General features: G+C 61.4%; 20 protein-coding genes. 4 read left to right on the top strand and 16 right to left on the bottom strand.

The window, feature by feature from the left end; all coding sequences use genetic code 11:
• Positions 1-64 precede the first annotated feature (64 nt).
• The 4 genes from PMI11_RS22315 to PMI11_RS22300 all read right to left on the bottom strand — a co-directional run bounded on the left by PMI11_RS22315 (position 65) and on the right by PMI11_RS22300 (position 4,688).
• Entirely contained in the window at positions 65-1,651 is a 1,587-nt protein-coding gene (locus PMI11_RS22315) for an ABC-F family ATP-binding cassette domain-containing protein (RefSeq protein WP_007821547.1), read from the bottom strand.
• Positions 1,652-1,775: 124 nt separating this feature from the next.
• Entirely contained in the window at positions 1,776-2,114 is a 339-nt protein-coding gene (locus PMI11_RS22310) for a DUF1491 family protein (RefSeq protein WP_007821545.1), read from the bottom strand.
• 37 nt (positions 2,115-2,151) lie between these two features.
• Positions 2,152-3,600, bottom strand: a complete 1,449-nt coding sequence (locus PMI11_RS22305) for a methyl-accepting chemotaxis protein (RefSeq protein ID WP_007821543.1) — start codon at positions 3,598-3,600, stop codon at positions 2,152-2,154.
• A gap of 113 nt (positions 3,601-3,713) precedes the next feature.
• Positions 3,714-4,688, bottom strand: coding sequence for an oxidoreductase (locus PMI11_RS22300; protein ID WP_007821540.1), 975 nt, complete (start codon positions 4,686-4,688; stop codon positions 3,714-3,716).
• Positions 4,689-4,742: 54 nt separating this feature from the next.
• On the opposite strand from PMI11_RS22300, the gene PMI11_RS22295 reads away from it, so the two are divergent.
• Positions 4,743-5,810, top strand: coding sequence for an AraC family transcriptional regulator (locus PMI11_RS22295; RefSeq protein WP_007821538.1), 1,068 nt, complete (start codon positions 4,743-4,745; stop codon positions 5,808-5,810).
• 93 nt (positions 5,811-5,903) lie between these two features.
• Here PMI11_RS22295 and PMI11_RS22290 read toward each other — a convergent pair whose 3' ends face one another.
• Complete coding sequence (locus PMI11_RS22290) at positions 5,904-6,857, bottom strand: peptidoglycan-binding domain-containing protein (RefSeq protein ID WP_007821536.1); 954 nt, start codon at positions 6,855-6,857, stop codon at positions 5,904-5,906.
• Positions 6,829-8,367 (bottom strand): sensor histidine kinase, encoded by a 1,539-nt coding sequence (locus tag PMI11_RS22285; protein WP_007821534.1) that lies wholly within the window; start codon positions 8,365-8,367, stop codon positions 6,829-6,831. The genes PMI11_RS22290 and PMI11_RS22285 overlap by 29 nt, the downstream gene beginning before the upstream one ends.
• Positions 8,368-8,817: 450 nt before the next feature.
• On the opposite strand from PMI11_RS22285, the gene PMI11_RS22280 reads away from it, so the two are divergent.
• Together PMI11_RS22280 and PMI11_RS22275 are read left to right on the top strand one after the other, a co-directional pair.
• Positions 8,818-9,357 carry a DUF5330 domain-containing protein gene (locus PMI11_RS22280; protein ID WP_037071898.1) on the top strand — a complete coding sequence of 180 codons (540 nt, stop codon included), beginning with the start codon at positions 8,818-8,820 and terminating at the stop codon, positions 9,355-9,357.
• Positions 9,358-9,566: 209 nt separating this feature from the next.
• On the top strand, positions 9,567-9,989 hold the full coding sequence (locus PMI11_RS22275) for a SufE family protein (RefSeq protein ID WP_007821530.1): 423 nt from the start codon (positions 9,567-9,569) through the stop codon (positions 9,987-9,989).
• A 107-nt stretch (positions 9,990-10,096) separates the two neighbouring features.
• Here the strand turns inward: PMI11_RS22275 and PMI11_RS22270 are convergent, their stop codons facing one another.
• Positions 10,097-10,522 carry a YciI family protein gene (locus PMI11_RS22270; RefSeq protein WP_007821528.1) on the bottom strand — a complete coding sequence of 142 codons (426 nt, stop codon included), beginning with the start codon at positions 10,520-10,522 and terminating at the stop codon, positions 10,097-10,099.
• A gap of 432 nt (positions 10,523-10,954) precedes the next feature.
• On the opposite strand from PMI11_RS22270, the gene PMI11_RS22265 reads away from it, so the two are divergent.
• Positions 10,955-11,245 (top strand): type II toxin-antitoxin system RelE/ParE family toxin, encoded by a 291-nt coding sequence (locus tag PMI11_RS22265; protein WP_007821527.1) that lies wholly within the window; start codon positions 10,955-10,957, stop codon positions 11,243-11,245.
• A gap of 50 nt (positions 11,246-11,295) precedes the next feature.
• Here the strand turns inward: PMI11_RS22265 and PMI11_RS22260 are convergent, their stop codons facing one another.
• The 9 genes from PMI11_RS22260 to PMI11_RS22220 all read right to left on the bottom strand — a co-directional run bounded on the left by PMI11_RS22260 (position 11,296) and on the right by PMI11_RS22220 (position 19,079).
• The gene (locus PMI11_RS22260; RefSeq protein WP_007821526.1) at positions 11,296-11,577 is read right to left on the bottom strand and encodes a type II toxin-antitoxin system RelB/DinJ family antitoxin; all 282 of its coding nucleotides are present in this window, start codon (positions 11,575-11,577) and stop codon (positions 11,296-11,298) included.
• Between the two features lie 262 nt (positions 11,578-11,839).
• Positions 11,840-12,271, bottom strand: coding sequence for a MucR family transcriptional regulator (locus tag PMI11_RS22255; protein ID WP_007821525.1), 432 nt, complete (start codon positions 12,269-12,271; stop codon positions 11,840-11,842).
• Between the two features lie 438 nt (positions 12,272-12,709).
• The gene (gene mnhG / locus PMI11_RS22250) at positions 12,710-13,042 is read right to left on the bottom strand and encodes a monovalent cation/H(+) antiporter subunit G (RefSeq protein WP_007821521.1); all 333 of its coding nucleotides are present in this window, start codon (positions 13,040-13,042) and stop codon (positions 12,710-12,712) included.
• Positions 13,042-13,353 carry a cation:proton antiporter gene (locus PMI11_RS22245; protein WP_007821519.1) on the bottom strand — a complete coding sequence of 104 codons (312 nt, stop codon included), beginning with the start codon at positions 13,351-13,353 and terminating at the stop codon, positions 13,042-13,044. Before PMI11_RS22245 ends, mnhG begins: the two co-directional genes overlap by 1 nt.
• Positions 13,350-13,829: a Na+/H+ antiporter subunit E gene (locus tag PMI11_RS22240; RefSeq protein WP_007821517.1), complete on the bottom strand. Its 480-nt coding sequence runs from the start codon at positions 13,827-13,829 to the stop codon at positions 13,350-13,352. The genes PMI11_RS22245 and PMI11_RS22240 overlap by 4 nt, the downstream gene beginning before the upstream one ends.
• Complete coding sequence (locus PMI11_RS22235; RefSeq protein ID WP_007821515.1) at positions 13,826-15,373, bottom strand: Na+/H+ antiporter subunit D; 1,548 nt, start codon at positions 15,371-15,373, stop codon at positions 13,826-13,828. The genes PMI11_RS22240 and PMI11_RS22235 overlap by 4 nt, the downstream gene beginning before the upstream one ends.
• Positions 15,374-15,602: 229 nt before the next feature.
• Entirely contained in the window at positions 15,603-15,980 is a 378-nt protein-coding gene (locus PMI11_RS22230) for a Na+/H+ antiporter subunit C (RefSeq protein WP_007821513.1), read from the bottom strand.
• Entirely contained in the window at positions 15,980-16,399 is a 420-nt protein-coding gene (locus PMI11_RS22225) for a Na+/H+ antiporter subunit B (protein ID WP_007821512.1), read from the bottom strand. Before PMI11_RS22225 ends, PMI11_RS22230 begins: the two co-directional genes overlap by 1 nt.
• Positions 16,400-16,721: 322 nt before the next feature.
• On the bottom strand, positions 16,722-19,079 hold the full coding sequence (locus tag PMI11_RS22220; protein ID WP_007821511.1) for a putative monovalent cation/H+ antiporter subunit A: 2,358 nt from the start codon (positions 19,077-19,079) through the stop codon (positions 16,722-16,724).
• Positions 19,080-19,156: the final 77 nt, after the last annotated feature.

Here is a 19,156-nt window from a genome sequence, read left to right as displayed (position 1 = left end):
ACTTGAACGCGTTGCTGAAGGGGCTTTCCGACTGATAGCTTGGCCAGTCGACTCCTTCGCGTAACTATCTTGCAGGCAATTCCAGCCGGCGCGTGATGCCAACCATCTCCAGAAACACCTCGTCATGGCTGACGATCAGCAGTGCGCCGTCATAAGCCCTGAAACCCGCTTCGACGGCGGCGATGGAATCGATGTCGAGGTGGTTGGTCGGTTCATCGAGGATCAGCAGCGACGGCGGTGTCGCGCCGCCGAGAACGCAGGCAAGGCCGGCGCGCAGAAGCTGGCCGCCTGACAAAGTCGAAACGATTTGCAGCGCCGCATCCGCCCGGAACATGAAGCGGGCGAGCGCTGCGCGGCAGGCGTTCTCATCCGATTGCGGGTTCAGCCGCCGGAAATTGTCGCGGATCGAGGTCGCGGGGTCGAGCAGGCTGACGCGCTGGTCGAGCATCGAGACAGAGGTCAGCACGCGGACCGTTCCTTCCCATGGCTGCAGATCGCCTGAAATCAGTGCGAGCAACGTCGTCTTGCCCGAGCCGTTCGGGCCGGTAACGGCAATACGTTCAGGGCCGGTGATATCGAAAGACAGTTTGCGGATGATGGGTTCGCCCGTCTCGTAACCGGCCGTGACGGCGTCGAGCTTCAGCACAGATCTGCTTGGCGGCAGGCCGGTCGAGGGCAGCTTGACGGAGAGCGGCTGCAGGATCTCGATGCGCTTGCGCGCCTCCACGCCATCCTCGAGCGCCTGCATGTGACGTCGTTCGGCAAGGCGAGCATTCTCGCCGCTGGTATTTTCCGCCTGCCGCTTCAGACCGCCGGCAACGATGCGCGGCATGTCACCCTTGGCCGCTTTCTTCTTGCCGGCACTATCCTTGCGGGCCTTGCGCTCAGCCGTTTCCTGCGCGCTACGGGCGACCTCCGCCACACGTTTTTTGGCGTCCGCCAGATCATGCGCGGCGGCGGCAAGTTCCAGCGCCTTGCGGGCGCGGTAATCGCTCCAGTTTCCGCCGTAGCGGGTAGCACACAAGGTCGTCAGCTCGACGATGACGTCCATCGTCTCCAGCAGTTCGCGGTCATGGCTGACGACCAGAGCGCCGTGGCGCCAACCGCCGAGAAGCGAGATCACCGCTTCGCGTCCATCCCGGTCCAGATTGTTGGTCGGCTCGTCGAGGATGAGGAAATCCGGATCTTCGAAGATCAGGGCGGCGAGTGCCGCACTGGTGCGCTGGCCGCCGGAGAGCGTCGCCAGCAGCGTCTGCGGCCCGGCGGCGAGGCCGGCACGTTCCAGTGCGGCTTCCATGCGGGCTTCGAGCGTCCAGTCGGCAACGGCAAGCTCGTCAGCGCTCGCTTCGCCACTTTCGGCACGGCGGAGAATGGCAAGCGCCTGCGCCGCACCGAAGAGATCGGCGACCGTTTCATCCGGGCCGACCTGCACGCTCTGGCGCAGTATGCCTATGGTGCCGGATACGGCGACAGAGCCGGTCTGCGGCTGCAGCTCGCCAGCGACCAGCTTCAAAAGCGTGGTCTTGCCGACGCCATTGCGACCGACGAGACCGGTGCGCTCTGCGTTGAAGCTCAGATCGATATTGGAGAAAAGCGGCCGGCCGTCAGGCGTGGACCACGAAAGATTGGAAAGCGTAATGGATGCAGGCATGGAAATCCCCGATGGCAAGGCGAATTGGCATTGCGATCAGGTTGGAATCCATTTTGCACCGTCATGTTGGTATTGCGGATGGCGGTAAACTAGGCGGGAACTGGCGTAAATTCAAGGCAGGCCGTCAGCCGGCCATCGGGATAAGTTCCGAGACCTTGTCTGTCTCCAGCTCGACAATCCAGAGATCGGGGTCGAACTTGCGCTCGCGGTCCAGCATCTCCCGCACCTTGTCCGGCTCGGCGCGCTCCAGCCTGACTTCGAACAGGCGATCACCGCTGCTCTCCTCGTCGAAGAAGCTCTGCGGAGCAGGCGCATAAAGGGTTTCGAGGCCGTCACGGAAGCGCTGGCGGATGAAGATAGCGCCAGCTTCCTCTGCGCCCTTCTTCTCTACGGCAGCAAAATCGCCCGCGGAGAAAACCCTGCGGACGAGAGCGGAAACGTAGATATCGGCGCGCAATCTCATGGGCGCGGTATAGACCGTGCGGCAGGTGGCGGCAACGCTATACCTTGACCGCCAGCCGCAGACCGCCCCAATGCCGGCCACGAACGGTGATCGGGGCGGAAATATCCTTCATCATGACGAAATTGCCGCCGCCCATGTCCCGCCGGTAGGTCTGGACGAGGAAGGGCGCAGTGCTTCTGCCGGCGGCAAGGCCGACACGGTCGTTGAAGATGCGGCGATTGCGGCAGTTCGCAGTATTCCAGACGATATCGCCCGGCCGCTGCGGCTCAGAGAATTTTCTGACATGGGTCGGCAGGTAGCCATTTTCATCGACGGCGGCGCAGAAGGCGATGCGCTGGTCGGAGCCGGCCACCGGCTCCTGGATCGGCGGCAGCAGGCGGTCGGTGAGATCGGTGAAGAGGGCCATCATCTGCACCGGATCGGTGCCCGGAATCGGCTGGTACTGGCGGTTAAACAAGCTCTCCATGCCGATTGCACCTTCGGCAACGGCACGCTCCAGAGCATGCGATATCTGGCCAGCGACGGATTGCGCCTGTTCGATCCAGTGGCGATCGGCGGTTTCCACGCCGGCGCTCGCGGTCAGCTGGATCAGCGTTTCCGACAGACCGACGACGCTGTCGACGCGTTTTGCCGCCTGCTGCAGCCTGCCGTTGGAATCCAGCACCTCGGCGGACATTTCGCCAAGCTTGGCGACGAAGCCGGCGCAATCGCGGTCCACGGCCTCGGTCGTGTTGGCCATGACGGCGGATGAATCGAGGATGCTGGTGATGACATGTTCCATGGTTTCGAAGGCGCCGCGCATCGCCTCAGACTTTTCGCTGACGCCAGCGGCACTCTTGCGCGCCCCGCCGCCGACAGTCGAGAGACGGTCGATCTTGACGCGAAGCTGCTCCAGCGTTTCCTGAATGGAGCCCGTCGCCTTGGAAGTCTGCAGCGATAAAGCGCGGATTTCCGAAGCGACGACGGCAAAGCCCTTGCCCGCCTCGCCGGCGCGGGCGGCCTCGATCGCCGCATTGAGCGCCAGAAGATTGGTCTGGCGGGCGATGGTGCTGATTTCGGCCGCCACCTTGTCCACATCGGTCAGTGAGCGAGAGAAGCCTGCGATTTCCGTGCTGATCTCTTCCGATGACTGAACCATATGGCGGGTTTCCTCGACCGAGCCGGACAGGCGATCGGCCGATTCCTTCAGCATGTGGCGCGCTTGTGTGGCGGTACTGTCCGTCTCGCGCAGCGAAACGGCGACGGAGCGATTGGTCTCGGCGATGGAAAGGGCTGTGCGGGTGACGTCGTCGAAGTCGGCGGCATGGCGGGCGGACATCGCCGCCATGTCCTGGATAGCGCCGGCTATATCGACGAGGTCAACACCGAGCGTGGAGGCCTCTTCGGCAAGGCGCGAGAGGATATGGCGCAGCGCGTCACGATCCGGTCCATCCGGTTCATAGGCCGGGCTTACGGCATTCTCCTCCACTGCCTTCAACGCCTGCATGATCGAGCTCCCCCAAGCTACATTAGAGAAGCTTCAAACAACATGGTTAACAATTGCCTAAGAATATCGGGGGTTAGACTTAGGTCTTAAGGCCTCTGCCCTCTCTTATGCCTTCAGCTCTGCGTCAGACCCGTCAATCTTTCACTCATCTGCCATAGGCGTTCGGCGAGTTCTGGATCGGTCGCCCAGGGGCGCACGCCGAGCAGTTCCTCGGAGTCGGCAGGCACGGCCTTGGCGATATCGCAGTTCTCGCAATAGACGCCGCCCATGCCCTCCAGCTCGTCGCTGACGGCGCACCAGACGGTGGTTGCCGCGCCTTGGGCGATGGTCTTCTTGTTATTTTCGGGATCGATGACTGGATTGCCATCGGCATCCACATAGCCGCTAGCCAGAAGATATTCGCGCGACTGATGGCGGATGAGATCGGTCGTGACGATGCCGCCCGGATGCAGCGAGAAGGCGCGCACACCCTCTCTTGCGCCCAAAGCATCCAGCGAGACGGCAAAAAGCGCATTCGCCGTCTTCGACTGGCCGTAGGCGACATAGGGCAGGTATTCGCGGTTCTCGAACATCGGATCGTCGAAATCGATGCCGGCGCGGACATGACCGCGAGAGGAGACTGCAACGACGCGGGCTCCCTCCGCCTGCACCAGCGCCGGCCAGAGGCGAGCGGCGAGTTGGAAGTGGCCGAGGTGATTGGTGGAGAACTGCGATTCATAACCGCGGCTGTCACGCGTCAGCGGGTTGGCCATGACGGCGGCGTTGTTGATGAGGAAATGCAGCGGTTCGCCATTCTCCAGAAAACGGTCGGCGAAGTCGTCGATCGTGTCGGGATCCATCAGGTCCATGTAGTCGAGCTTCAGACCCGGAACGACTTCGGCTGCCGCCCTCGCCTTTTCGATGTTGCGGGCGGGAACGATGACCTTGGCGCCGGCGGCGGCCAGCACGCGGGCGGTTTCCAGGCCGAGGCCGGCATAACCGCCGGTGACGATCGCCACCTTGCCGGTGAGATCATGGCCGGCAATCACCTCTTCTGCCGTGGAAGCTGCGCCGAAGCCGGAGCCGATAGGAGCTTGGGGAGTGGACATAGGATGTCTCCTTTCTAGTCGGAGAACATCTATGTCCGGCGGGCGGGATTCTGAATGCTTGTAAATCCCGATTTCTTGCGCCATCGTACAAAGATGACTAGTGATCCCCTCTCCGAAATGCTCAGTCTGCTTGATGCCCGCTGCCTGATGGCCGGCGGGCTGATTGCCGGCGGCGCCTGGGCGCTCGCCTTTCCGCAGCCGAACCGCATCAAGATCAGCGCGGTGGCCAAAGGCCGATGCTGGCTGGTGCTCGACAATGGCAGCGAGCCGATCCTGCTCGAAGCCGGCGACGTCGTCCTGCTCAATGGCAAGCATTCCTTCGTGCTGGCAACCGATCTTGCGATGACGCCGGCCGATGCCGTCACGACCTTCAAGGAGAAGAAGGTCAATGGCATGGCGCGGCATGGCATGGGCGAGGATTTCCTTTATATCGGCGGGCATATCGCGCTTGGACCGACCGGCACGGCATTGCTGCTCGACGTGCTGCCGCCGGTCATCCATGTGCGGGCGACCCTTGCTGAGGCCGGCGTGCTGCGCTGGCTGCTGGATCAGCTGGTGCGGGAAATGGCGGCAGGTAAACCGGGCGCACTGCTTGCCTCCACCCAGCTTTCGCAGCTCATCTTCGTACAGGTGCTGCGCGCCCATATCATGACATCTGAGCCGCTGACGGTCGGCTGGCTGCGCGCCTTCGGCGACGAGAAAATCGCGCCGGCGCTGCGACTGATGCACTCGGACCCAGCCCATGACTGGCAACTCGGAGAGCTTGCGAAATCGGCAGGCATGTCGCGCACCAGCTTCGCGCTGCGCTTCAAGACGGTCGCGGGCGTCGCTCCGCTCACCTATCTGACCGCCTGGCGCATGCGCCTTGCCGAACGGGCGCTGCGCGAGGGCTCGATGTCCGTCTCCTCGCTGGCGCTTTCACTCGGCTATACTTCGGAAAGCGCATTCAGCAATGCGTTCAAGCGCGTAACCGGCATTGCGCCGAAACGCTATCGGACGTCGGCTGGCATCAATATCGGGCCGATCGAGGAAGTGGTCGATGTGGAAGGGCGGGTGCCGACGGTGGACTACCGGCTCCTGCGGGTGGCGAACCAGCCATCGTCCCTTGCGCGCCAGGTTTGACGACAGGGTTGTCGCCATCAGCAGCCGGTTTTGGTCCGTCTTTTGTACCCAATTCCGGAAGCAAAACCGGTACGCACATTTGCTGGGATTGTTTTAAAGCGCGCCGATTTCCTTGAGTTTCTTCAGCACGGCTTCGCTCGGCTCGCCATTTTCCGGAAGATTATAGTGCTTCTGAAAGTGTCTGATGGCAGCGCGGGTCTGTTCGCCGGCAACGCCATCGACGCCGACATTGGCGTAGGCCATGTTGGTGAGGCCCTTCTGGATCTTCAGCACCAGATCGACGTTGGAAATTCCTGACAGCGGAACCTGTTTTGGCGCGGACGGCGCCGTCTTGACGGTCTTTTCGGCGCTGCGGATGGCAGCTGCGACCGGATCCTCCTCCGTCGCCTTCGACGTCACGTCCTCCCGCGGCTTTTCGACGGGTATGGTCGAGGGACCGGCGGCATCGGTTCTGAGCGCTGCGAGCACTTCGGGCGTCGCGTCGCCGCTCTGCGCCATGCCGACCGTTTCCTCGAAGAAGAGGATGGCAGCACTGGTGCGCGGGCCGATGACGCCATCGGCATTGCCGTTATAGAGACCGCGGCGGATCAGCTCTTTCTGGATATCCATCACGAGCTGGTTCGGCTGCTGGCCGGCCACGGTAGATGGCGGCGTGGTCTGGGTCGTCGCGCTGGCATCGTCCGGTCGCTCGATGCGGAAAGTGGTGACATCGCCCTGCAGCTCGGGCTGCGGGCGGAAACCCATAACGTTCGGCGTATTCGGATCGCGCGTGCGAAAAATCGGATGCGGGTGCGCGCCTGGCTGATACCAGAGCGCATTGGCGGCGACGAATGAGAAGATGACGACGAAAGCGATCGTGCCGCCGGCAATGGAAGGATTGCGGCCGATGACACCGCCGAGCGCACCGGCACCCTGAAGACCGAGACCACCCAGCGCGGTCGCGCCCTGCAGGCCGACACCGCCGAGCGCCGCCACACCGGTCATCAAAAGGCCCGGCTGCTGCCGCCCTTTCCTGCCCTTAGGCGATTTTCGCTTGCGCGCGGCCATCGAAGAGCCCCTCCTCCCGTTCTGCGGCATCCACCGCACCCTTCAGCCGCGGCGGAAACTCGACGGCACCCGTCTGGCCGGTGTCCTCGCCAGTGCAGGCGCCGGAACCATCAGCGGCGATCTCGATGGTGATGATCGTGCCTTCGCCCGGCTGGCTGGCGATAGCGAAATGACCGCCATGCAGGGCGACCAGGCCTTTGACCAGCGAGAGACCAAGACCCGTGCCCTCGAATCGGCGGGTATAATCATTCTGGATCTGGACGAAAGGTTGGCCGAGGGTCGCCAGCCGATCAGCCGGAATGCCGATGCCGGTATCGCTGACCGTCAGCTTGAGAATGCCGTCGCGCATGGCCGCATCGACAGTGACCACGCCGCCGGCCTCGGTGAATTTCACGGCATTGCCGACGAGATTGATGAGGATTTGCTGTAGCGCACGCTGGTCGGCCACGACCTCTTCGATACCGCGCTGGACACGGTTCGTCAGCGTGACACCCTTGCTTTTCGCCTGCAGGGCCAGCATCGATTCGCAGGAGCGGATCGATGCGCCGATATCGAAAGGCTCGAGCATCAGCTCATAGCGGCCGGCCTCGATCTTGCTCATATCCAGCATCGTGTTGACGACGGAGAGCAGATGCGCGCCGGATTCACGGATCAGGCCGGCATATTCACGCTGACGCTCATTCTCGAACTTGCCGAAATATTCGCCGATCAGGATATCCGAAAAGCCGAGGATGGCGTTCAGCGGCGTGCGCAGCTCGTGGCTGACGGCGGCAAGGAAGCGGGATTTGGCGTCATTGGCCGATTCCGCATCAGCCGCGCGCGTCTGCGCCTCGGCGCGAAGCCGCTGCTCTACCGAAACATCATGCAACTGGGCAATAACGGCCGAAAGTGCGCCATCGATATCGCGCCGCGCGGTCATATCCATGCGCAGGTAAGCGAACTGCCTGTTATCGCGCGAGACGGAGGGACGCTCCAGTCTGAGATCGACGATCGCCTTTTCTTCGCCCTGGCGGAGTGCATCCAGCGCCTGCAGGAAAAGAATGCGGTCGGAAACATGCACCTGCTCGAAGAAGCCTCGGCCTTTTAGGTCGCGCATCCAGGCGAGATAGTCGCGCTTGTCGCGGCCACCCGTCATGGTCACGCTGCCATGCGGATCGAGGAAGAGCACGAGACCCGGGCTCATCTCAAGGAAGAGATCGTCGGCACTGGCTGCCGCCACGTGCTGGGGGATGGCCTGGCGAGCGAGCGCGATGCTGCCGACGGCGGAAAAAAGAAAGGCGGCGCAGACGGTGGCGACACCGGCCGGCAGTGCAACAGCGGGGCTGGTGACGATGGAGAGGCCGACTGGAGCGGCAATAAGAGCGGCAGAAGACAGGAAGACGAGGCGGCGCAGAATCGCGAGCTCACTCTGGCGCACAGCTTCGCCACCGCTCGTCCGGGAGAGCCAGCCTGCCGCTGCCCGGTCCACGAGGGCTGTCGCCCGACCGCCAATGTCACTCAATACACGCACGCAATACCTGCCCGAAAAGGCCTTTCATTACCCCGGACAATAGGCCCCCTCGGCTTAAGGAAAGGATAAGGCAAAGTCGCCTTCCACAGCCCAAAAACGCTAAAAGTCCCGTTTTGGGCCATCCGCATGGCTCTTTGAATTTTGTGGTTAATAGCAGGTAAGCGACGGATTTTCCTCATATTTCAGCATCGCGTTAACTCTTGTGGCAGAGCGGCGGGCCAAAAGCCCAACGATTGCAGGCGACGGCTGCCACCATGCTTAACGACATCTGGTAGAATTTGACTGAAATGCCCCGAAAATACCGATCATTAAAATTCGAGACAAATTTGCCGCAAATGCCAGTGAGTTTCGAAAAGCGGCATTCGCAACTTGGCGGTAGGGTGCAAACACACCGGACAACCGGCCCGATTCGGCGACAAGACCGGACGGGAAAACAGGATGGGCAAGACAATGTGGTTTCTGATCAAAGGATCATTCTGGTTTGGCCTTGTGCTCGTCGCTCTCTCCGTCTTCAGCTCGGAGAGCTTCGACAATGCCGGCCACCCGCAATTGCAGCTTTCCGACGCCTTCACGGCGGCGAGCGGCGCCTATGACTATATGACCGGCATGTGCTCCGAAAAGCCCGAGGTCTGCACCAAGGGCGGGGAAACCCTGACGGCTCTCGGCTACCGGGCCCGCGAAGGCGCTCGTGTCGCTTATGAACTGCTCGACAGCCAGTTTAGGGATGACAGCTCCAAAATGGCTTCCGCAAAGACGGCCGTGCCGCCGGCGCCTGTAGCACTCGCCGTTCCTTCCCTGCCAGAGGCCGTCACCGACACCGTGCGCGAGGCACAGGCCGCACTGAACCAGCCGATGCCGCACCTGCCGCAGCCCTACCGCCCGCCGGTCGATGACGGCGCCTCGGCCGAACGGGTCGTGACTGGCACTATCTCGGCTGGCACCATTCCGGCAGGCTCGATCCCGTTGCCGACGCCGAAACCGGCGATCTGACGAATTTCGCGGGCATCCGCCCGCCCCCAAACTTGCATCGGTGGTCCGCATGACGCGGAGATGCCCCATGCCTGACGTGCCTGCCCTGTTTATTTCAGCACTTTGCTGCGCCGTGAGGATGCCCATCCCTCACGGCGTTTCTTTTTAACTGTTCAAATCTGCGGTCGTTTCACCTATATCATCCGGTAACAGTGAAAGGCCTGACAAGCATGGCAACCCTCGACCAGATCATCGACGACTTCTCCTTCCTGGACGATTGGGAAGACCGCTATCGCTACGTCATCGAACTCGGCAAGGCGCTGCCGGACCTGGCCGATGAGAAGAAGATCTCGGAGAACAAAGTGATGGGCTGCGCCAGCCAAGTGTGGCTGGTGACGCATACGTCAGGCAATCCGGACAATCCCGTCATGACGTTCGAAGGCGATTCCGATGCGCATATCGTGCGCGGCCTCGTCGCCATCGTGCTCTCCACCTATTCCGGCAAGACGGCGTCCGAGATTGCCTCGCTGGATGCTTTCCAGATCTTCTCCAAGATTGGGCTCACCGAGAACCTGTCGTCGCAGCGCTCCAACGGGCTGCGCTCGATGGTCAATCGCATTCGCGAGGAAGCACGCGTGCGCGCTGTCGCCTGAGCGGCATGATCGATCGTGCTCAGCGCAGGACGAGCGGATCGTGACGGGTGCAGTTAAGCGTCCGGAGAAAAAACCTCCGGACGCCGGATATCGTGTTTCCGATCGAATTATTTGCCGTCGGCCATCTTTTCGCGCAGGCGCTCTTCCTGTTCGACAAGCTCCGGCGTGAAGGCTTCGCCGAAATCGGCGGCTTCGAAGACCTGACGGATCTCGATCTCGCTCGGGCCGGGCATCGGATTGGGGCAACGCTTGATCCACTCGATCGCCTCATCCATGTCCTTGACCTGCCACAGCCAGTAACCGGCGATCAATTCCTTGGTCTCGGCGAAGGGGCCGTCAATCACCAGGCGCTTCGGACCATCGAAGGCGACGCGTTTGCCCCTGGAGGAAGGATGCAGACCCTCGCCCGCCAGCATGATGCCGGCATTGACGAGATCCTCGTTATATTTGCCCATGGCGGCCAGAAGTTCGGTCGAGGGCATGACGCCCGCTTCGCTGTCCGCAGTCGCCTTGACGATAACCATTACGCGCATTGTCTCTTCTCCTCTTATTGCGGCGGCATGAGCGCCTGCCTGTCCTTGAGACGGATGGGTAATCGTTAGACCGACATTTTTGCCGCGTTTTTTGAAGATAAATGACGAGAGTCGAGGTCAGGCTTAGGCGTCATGAAACGAGAAAGAGTATCATTGGTCGACAGGCGAGGTCGGGACGGGCTGTGTTTGGGACCAGGTATCCGAACCACCCGGGATACCTTTCAACGATTGAACGGACGCAAGCAATATGAGTTGCCCAATACAACCCCTTGACAAATCAATAAAAAACGGTTAACGTATAAAAGTCGCCGTCTATCATTTTAAACGGCGATGGCGGCCACATGGCCCAATGTCGATTTGTATTCGTTGCTGATGATCAATTTGCATATTGGACCCCGGCTGTCAACAGTCAACCGAACAGAGGAGTCCAACATGGATACTCAGAATACCCTCACTCTTATGTGGGGCGATGATGCCGCAGCCGACTTCAAGAAGATCCTTGATTTTCTGGAAGAAAATAGTCCCGCTGCAATGGAACGCCTGATCGCGGCGGTGGAGAACAAGACCGAAGAGCTGCGGTCTTTTCCCAAGATGCACCGGATTGGACGGATGGACGGAACTCGCGAGATGCTCGTCAAGCCGAGTTACGTCATCGTCTACACCGAAACCGATGAGGTGATCCGCATCAATCGGATGCTGCACACCTCTCAGCAGTGGCCGTAAGCTTCGAAAAGGCTCTTGCTGGCCAGGTCTTTTGGCCAGCAAGATGCGCTTTATTTTTTGAGTCTGGCCTTAGCCGCTTCCATGACGACCTGATGCGCAACGCCTGGTCGTGTATCAGTCAGCGCTTCCCTAACCTTGTTTCGAAACCAGGTGTCGTAGGCCTCTGGATCAGCTGTCAGACCCGCCGGCAAAGCCTTTTCCTTTTCGATGCGCGTCAGAAGAATCTTCACGGCATCCGATATGGTCAGCCCAAAGTCGGCGAGGATTTCAGCGGCGTTTTGTTTCAGCCGTTCATCAACTCGAACGTGCAGCATAGTGGTTTGCGCAGTCATCTAAGTCTCCTTTACGAAGCCTATGTATCTCATTTGAGATACAATTGCAAGGATAAATGCGCCTGCTGTGAGACGGTTCCCAACAGGCGCAAGCTCAAGAGCGAGGCGCCCGAAGCGTCTGTTTGCAACCTTTTGTCTGTCTTTTCACGTCACGTTTTGAGAACTGCGGGATTGTGTCTTTCGTCTTACTCGGAGTGGGTACGCAAAAAAGCCGGGCACCAGGCCCGGCTCTTCGTATCGTCCAGCGGCGGTGGGAGAAGCCTCAGCCGCGGCCGCGCTTGCGGCGCTGTCCCAGGCCCATTTCCTTTGCGAGGCGCGAGCGCGCTTCGGCATAGGCCGGGGCCACCATCGGGTAATCGGCAGGCAGGTCCCACTTCTCGCGATATTCTTCCGGCGCGAGATTGTGATGCGTCATCAGGTGGCGCTTCAAGGACTTGAAGTTGCCGCCACATTCCAGGCACGTAATCTGCTCGTCCTGTACGGACTTGCGGACAGAGACTGCGGGCTTCTGCTTTTCGACGACCGCTGCCACCGGCTGCGGTACGGATGTGTTGCTCAATGCCGAGTGTACATCGGAAATCAGATTGGCCAAGTCGCTGACCGGGACAACGTGGTTGCTGACATAGGCCGCGACGATATCGGCCGTCAGTTCCACAAGCAGCTCCGGCGCATTGCCGGTCGCCATATCCGTCATATTCTTTCTCCTGTTAGCATGCTCAAACGGTCCTTCTCCCAAAAAGACGAAGAACCCTCGTCGTAGAGCCAAACAGCAAAAGAGCAGGTCACAGCCTTTGTTTCGAAAAACCGGAAATCCACCCCTAGATTCCGAAGACCGTATTCTGCACCAATACTGCCTGAAGGTGAGCTACTACGTATTCTTCCAGGCCGTCACCCAGTTAGACATTGGTAATCGAGGCTAGGGGACTTGGAAGCAGTACGTTTCTAATTCACAATCAGAACTCTACTTGGATTTTCAAATAGCATCGTTTTCGCAAAAGGCCAATTATTAATTGCGATTTTCCTAGAAAAAAAATCCATCACAAAGAATTGGTCAGCAGTTCAGCAAGCTTTACTCGTGCTTCCGGTGCATAAGTTTGCGTAAAATTGCTTAAAATTCTGAGTAGCCCCGCCTTCAGCGCATTCGCATATCGTCACGTACTGAGATATCGGCCGGGAAATGTCCTGATATATGCGAAGCTCTCGCAAGAAGGTGTGCAGAAACCGGTGCCGTCAGGATGAAGAAGAGGAAACCGGCCAGCGCTCTTGCAAGCACAGCAAGTTCGCCCGAGTAAAGCCCGGCGGCAAGCAACAACAAGCCGGAACCGACCGTGCCGGCCTTGGAAGCGGCATGCATGCGCGTATAGAGATCCGGCAGGCGCACGATACCGATCGCGGCCACCAGCGCGAAGAAGGCGCCGGCCAGCAGCAGGACGGCGGTGATTATAGCAAGTGCATAGTCCATCATCATTCGCTCCTCTTTCGCGTCTCAGGGCCAGCGTCTCCGCGCGAGAGCACGAAACGGGCGAAGGCGACGGTTGCCAGAAAGCCGACGAGGCCGAGCGCAATAGCGATATCGATGTAAAGCGAGAAGCCGGTGCGCACCGCGACGACAGCGATGAAGCCGATGGCGATGCCCGTCAACATGTCGAGCGCCAGGATGCGATCCGGCAGGCTGGGGCCGACAACAACCCGCCAGACCGTTATCAAGAGCGCCACGCAGAGGATGCCAAGCGCTGCGAATGCGGCAGTGGAAACGATGGCGGCGGGCGTTATCATCCAAAGGCCTCCATGATACGGCGCTCGAATCCGTCAGCAATATCGCGTCTGACAGCCAGCGGATCGGCACAGTCCAGCGCGTGCACATAGAGCGTGCGCCGATCCGCTGACACATCGACCGAGAGTGTGCCGGGCGTGAGCGTGATGAGATTGGCAAGCAGAGTGATCTGGAAATCGCTCGTCACCGTCAAGGGGAATGCGAGAATGCCGGGAGTAAGCCGCATGCGCGGCGAAAGCACCGTCAGCGCCACCCGCCAGGCTGAAAGTGCCAATTCTTTCAGGAAAAGGCCGGCAAGCAGGAGGATGTGCAGCGGGCGGATACGGCGCGGCGGCGAACGGTCGGCAAAGGCCTCGCGCACGACGGCGAGCGACAGTAGCGACAGGACGAGGCCGAAAACGAAATTATGCGGCGAGGCGCTGCCGGTCACGGCGACCCAGGCGATGGCAAGCGGCAGGCTGAGGAACAGGACGATCATCGTATAGTCCCTTCCGGAAAGACCGAGAAGATATAGGCGGAGGGATCAGCAAGCCCGTCGGCGGCCGAGCGGACGAGTTGCAGAAATTGCTCCGGCAGGACGCCAAAGCCGATGACGAGTATCGTCAATGCAGCAAGCGGCAGACCGGCCGTCCAGCCGGTTCGCACCGGCGGGAGCGTCAGGGAGGCGGGACGCCAATAAGCAAACAGGAAGACGCGGCCACAGGCGATCGTCAGCAGGAAGCCGCCGAACAGGATTGCGCCCGCCAGCCACCAGGCGCCGACATCGAGCGAGGCCTTGACCAGCAGCACCTTCGGCCAGAAGCCGGAAAAGGGCGGCAGGCCGCAGGCGGCCAGGAGCAGCATGAGCGAAATCGCGGCAAACCAGCCGCTCTGGCGATAAAGGCCCCCGAGCGCGGCCAGCGAGAAGGAGCCGCCCCGCCTGCCCGCTTCGCCGGCCAGAAGATAGAGCGCCGTCATCAGCACCACTGAATGCAGCGCATAGAAGACCGCGCCGCCAAGGCCGTCGGCGGTGCCGAGGGCGGCACCGACCAACATGTTGCCGATGCCTGATATCACCACATAGCCGAGCAGACGACGCAGGTCGGTCTCGGCGAGCGCGCCCAATGCGCCGACGAGAACGGTCAGGGCTCCAACGATTGCGATCAACAGACTGAGTTCATCGCGCTCGGCCGGCAGCAGCATGACCAGAACGCGCAGCAGTGCATAGATGCCGACCTTGGTCAGCAGGCCGGCAAAGAGCGCGGAAACGGCGATGCGAGGCGTGTGATAGGAGGCCGGCAGCCAGAAATTGACCGGAAAAGCCGCAGCCTTCATGGCGAAGGCGAGCAGGAAGAGGCAGGCGAGCGTCATCAGTGGCGCCGTGTGGCTCAAGCCCGCTGCCCGCTCGGCAATATCGGCCATGTTGAGCGTGCCGAAACTCGCATAGAGGATACCGACAGCAATGAGAAACAGCGTCGTGGCGATGAGGTTCAGCACCGCATATTTCAGCGCGCCATCGATCTGCGCCCGTTCGGAACCGAGGATCAGCAGGCCGAAGGAGGAGATGAGCAGCACCTCGAACCAGACATAGAGGTTGAAGATATCGCCGGTCAGGAAGGCGCCGGTGACACCTGCCATCAGCAGCATCAGCAGCGGGAAGAAACCGTAGCGCCGGCCGCTTTCTGTCGTATCCGAGAGCGCATAGATGCCGGCCGAGAGGGCCGCGACCGCTGCGGCGAGCGCCATCAGCGCGCTGAAGACATCGACCGTAAAAGCAATGCCGAAGGGCGGCAGCCAGCGGCCCATGACCATGGTGAGCGGGCCATGCTCGACGACCTGCTGCAGAAGAGCAGCGTCGAGAAGCAGCAGGATAGCAAGGCCGGTGATGGCGATCCATGCCTGCAGGCGGGGAAAGCTGCGCAGCATCAGGAGCAGCGCGCCGAGGCTGATGCAGAGCACGACCGGCAAGATCGCCAGCCAGTGGGCCGGCGGGACCGGGGTGGTAACCATGGCGGTGGCGAGGTCGGAGACGGGGGCGGCCATCAGGTGGTGCCTCCAGAGGCCTTTGTTGGGTGGGCACCCCCCTCTGCCCTGCCGGGCATCTCCCCCACAAGGGGGGAGATCGGCAAGCGGCGAGCCCTTCGCATATCGCTGACGTCCCGCAGTTTGCAACGCCTATTGTTTGGGGAAACCGGTGCACCCAGCCAATCTCCCCCCTTGTGGGGGAGATGCCCGGCAGGGCAGAGGGGGGTGAGCATCCGCACAACCATTCTCAATACCCCACAGGCGGCAGCGGCCGGTCGTCGGGCTCGGCATCGTGCATGCAGGTCGTATCGTCGGTGCCGAGCTCCTGATAGGCGCGATAGGTCAGCACCAGCAGGAAAGCGAGGAAGGAAAATGAGATGACTATGGCCGTCAGGATCAGCGCCTGCGGCAGCGGATTGGCCGCACCTGACGGCAGCATGTCGGCCCCGGCGGGTATGATCGGCGGCACGACGCGGGTCAGCCGTCCTGCGGTGAAGATCAGCAGGTTCACGGCGTTACCGAGAATGGCGATGCCGAGCATGATGCGGATCGAGAAGCGCGACAGGATCAGATAGATGGCGGCCGAAAAGAACAGCCCGACGAGGATGGCAAAGAGCGCTTCCATCAGTCCAGCTCCCTTTCTTCCAGCGCCAGCGCAATCGAGGCGACGGCGCCGAGCACCACGAAATAGACGCCGAGATCGAAGAGCATGACGCTGGAGAGCGGCACCTCCACGCCTGCCACGACGGGATAGACCCAGAGGCCGGTCATGAAGGGCACGGCAAAGAGGATAGAGATCAGGCCGGCGAGGCAGGAGAGCAGCAGACCAAAGCCGGCAATCGCCAGCGGGTGGAAGCGGATCGCCCGGCGTACTGCCTCAACGCCGAAGGCAATGCCGTAGATCGCCAGAGCCGAAGCCGCGATCAGCCCGCCGATGAAGCCGCCACCCGGCTCATTGTGGCCGCGCAGCAGGATGAAGACGGAAAAGAGCAGCATCAGCGCAGTAATAAAGGGAGCGATCGTGCGGAAGATGACGGTGTTCATGCGGCGCCTCCGCTTCTCTGCGTTGTCGGGCATGCAGACACGGGAAGGCGGATGCCGGTCGATCTGGCCTGCCGAAACCTATTCTCCCTCATCAAGTCAACAAATGAGAACAGCGGTGCCTGTGGCCCCCTCACCCTAACCCTCTCCCCGGTGGGTAGAGGGGATGTGCCGCACGATGCCCTTGAGAATGCGGTGACGGTGCGGCAACTCCCCTTCTCCCCTGCGGGGGTCCGAAGGACGGGTCGAGACCCGTGGCTCGACCCCGGCACAGGTGCCGGCAGGCGGATGAGGGGGCGGAACCGCAGTACATAAGCTACTGTCCTCATGCCTCCTCCGCATCCGGATCGTTCGTCGCAAGCCGGCGCTCCGTATTGCCGCGGATGCGGATAAGCGCGAGGATGGCGAGGCCCGTCACCGCCACGACGGCGATTTCACCAAGCGTGTCCGTGCCGCGGAAATCGACGATGATGACGTTCACGACATTGGCGCCGTGAGCGATCAGCTTCGAATGGGCATTGAAGAAATCGCTGAGCGCCGTGTTGAACGGTGCTTCCGTGGCACGCATCAAAAGCAGCGCGAAGCCGAGGCCGCAGGCGAGTGAAAGCGCGATATCGAAGAGGCGGCGGGCGCCGTGGCGCGGATCGGTCGGCGAGAGGCGCAGACGAGTCATGACGAGGGCGAGGATGACGACCGCGAGCGTTTCGACCATGAATTGGGTGAAAGCGAGATCCGGGGCGCCGAAGAGCAGGAAGATCAGCGCCACGGCAAAACCCTGAATGCCGAGGGAGACGATCGCCGTCAGCCGGTCGCGGGCGATCAGCACGGCGACAAGGCCGAGCATGGCGATGAGCATGATGCCCGCTTCACGCAGGCGCAGATCTGCGGGCCAGGCAAAGGCCAGCGGCAGTTCGCCATGGATGATGAGCGGCACGAGCAGGGTCGCGGCAACGCAGAGGAAGGTGCAGGCGACATAGATATCCAGCCGCCTTGGCTGGACGACGCCGATAACATGGTGCGCGAAACGGACAAGCCCGGAGATGACATAATCGAAACCACGATCCGGGCCACGAACGGAGTGCAGCAGGTACGCGACAACAGTCCGGGCGCGGTCGAGCTGCCAGTAGACAGCGACGCCGACCAGTATCGTCAGCGCCGACAAGGCAAGCGGCACGCCGATATGCGGGGCGAGAGAAATGGAAACTGCCTTGGGAGCGCCGGCAACGGCTGATGCCATGGGCGAGGAGATTGCGCCATGGGTGAGGCCGGAAAAGATTGCGGCAAGCAGCCCTGCCAGGGCAAGAACGGCAGGACCGAGCCAGAGCAGGACCGGTGCTTCATGCGGGTGCTTCGGCGTCTCGACCGGCCGTCCGAGGAAAGGCCGCAGAGCCACGGCAAAGGCGATCGCAAACATCAGGGCATTGCCGAAAACGGCGACGGCCGTGACAAGGATGGAATAGGGATCGGCTGCGGCCAGCGCCGTATAGATCTCCTCCTTCGCAAGGAAGCCGAAGAAGGGCGGCAGGCCGGCCATAGAAAGGGCAGCCGCCATGGCGATCGTAAAGGTCAGCGGCATGGCCTTTCGCAGGCCCCGCAGACGGGTAATGTTCCGCGTGCCGGTTTCGTGGTCGATGATGCCGGCGATCATGAAGAGCGCGCCCTTGAAGAGCGAATGTGCCACCAGATAGAGCACCGCCGCTTCGATGGCCGAGTGCGAACCGAAGCCGGTCAACAGCACCAGCAGGCCAAGCGAAGAGACGGTCGTATAGGCGAGCTTTAGCTTCAGATCCGTCTGGCGGATCGCGAGCACCGAACCGGTAACGAGCGTCAGGCTGCCGAAGACGGGCAGCAGGACTTCCCATGCTGATGTCGCGCCCATGACCGGGTTCAGCCGCATCAGCAGATAGACGCCGGCCTTCACCATTGTTGCGGAATGCAGGTAGGCAGAAACGGGTGTGGGCGCTTCCATGGCATTCGGCAGCCAGAAGTGAAATGGAAACTGTGCCGATTTGGTGAAGGCACCGCCGAGCACCAGCAGCAGGGTGGCGAAATAGAGCGGGCTACCCCTGATGACATCGCCGAACTGCAGCAGTTCGGACAGCTGCGCAACGCCTGTCAGTCCCCAGAGAACAAGCAAGCCGGCGAGCAGCAGCAGCCCTCCCCCGCCGGTGACGACAAGTGCCTGCAAAGCGGCGCGTCGTGCCGCCTCTCGCTCATGATCGAAGCCGATCAGCAGGAAGGAGGTGATCGAGGTAAGCTCCCAGAAGACGAAGAACATCAGGAAGCTGTCCGACACCACGACGCCGAGCATCGCGCCCATGAAGAGGAAGATGAAGGAGAAGAACCGGCCCTGATCCGGATGACCCTTCAGATATCCGCCGGCATAGAGCACGATGAGCGTGCCGATGCCGGTAATGAGCAGGGCGAAGGCGAGCGACAACCCGTCAAGGAACCAGGAAAAGCGCAGACCCAGTCCCGGCACCCAGTCATAACCGCCGGTTATGATTTCGCCGTGAGCGATCTGCGGCGCGAGACGCAGGAAATGCAGGAAGGCGAGCAAAGGGGCGACGGCGAGCAGCCAGGCGCCGCCTGCGCCGAAGGCACGAATGATGAAGGGAGCCGCAAGAGCGCCGATCAACGGCAGACACAGGGCCAGAAATGTCAGAGCCGTGACATCGGCCATGTCCCCTCCCCGTGGGTACGGATGGAAGCCGGCAAGCAGCCTTTTCCAAGGCTTAGGCGAATCGGCTGATAGCCTCA

The organism is Rhizobium sp. CF142 (assembly GCF_000281145.1).
In the GTDB taxonomy this organism is placed as follows: domain Bacteria; phylum Pseudomonadota; class Alphaproteobacteria; order Rhizobiales; family Rhizobiaceae; genus Rhizobium.
This window is presented reverse-complemented; position numbering and strand designations above follow the sequence as displayed.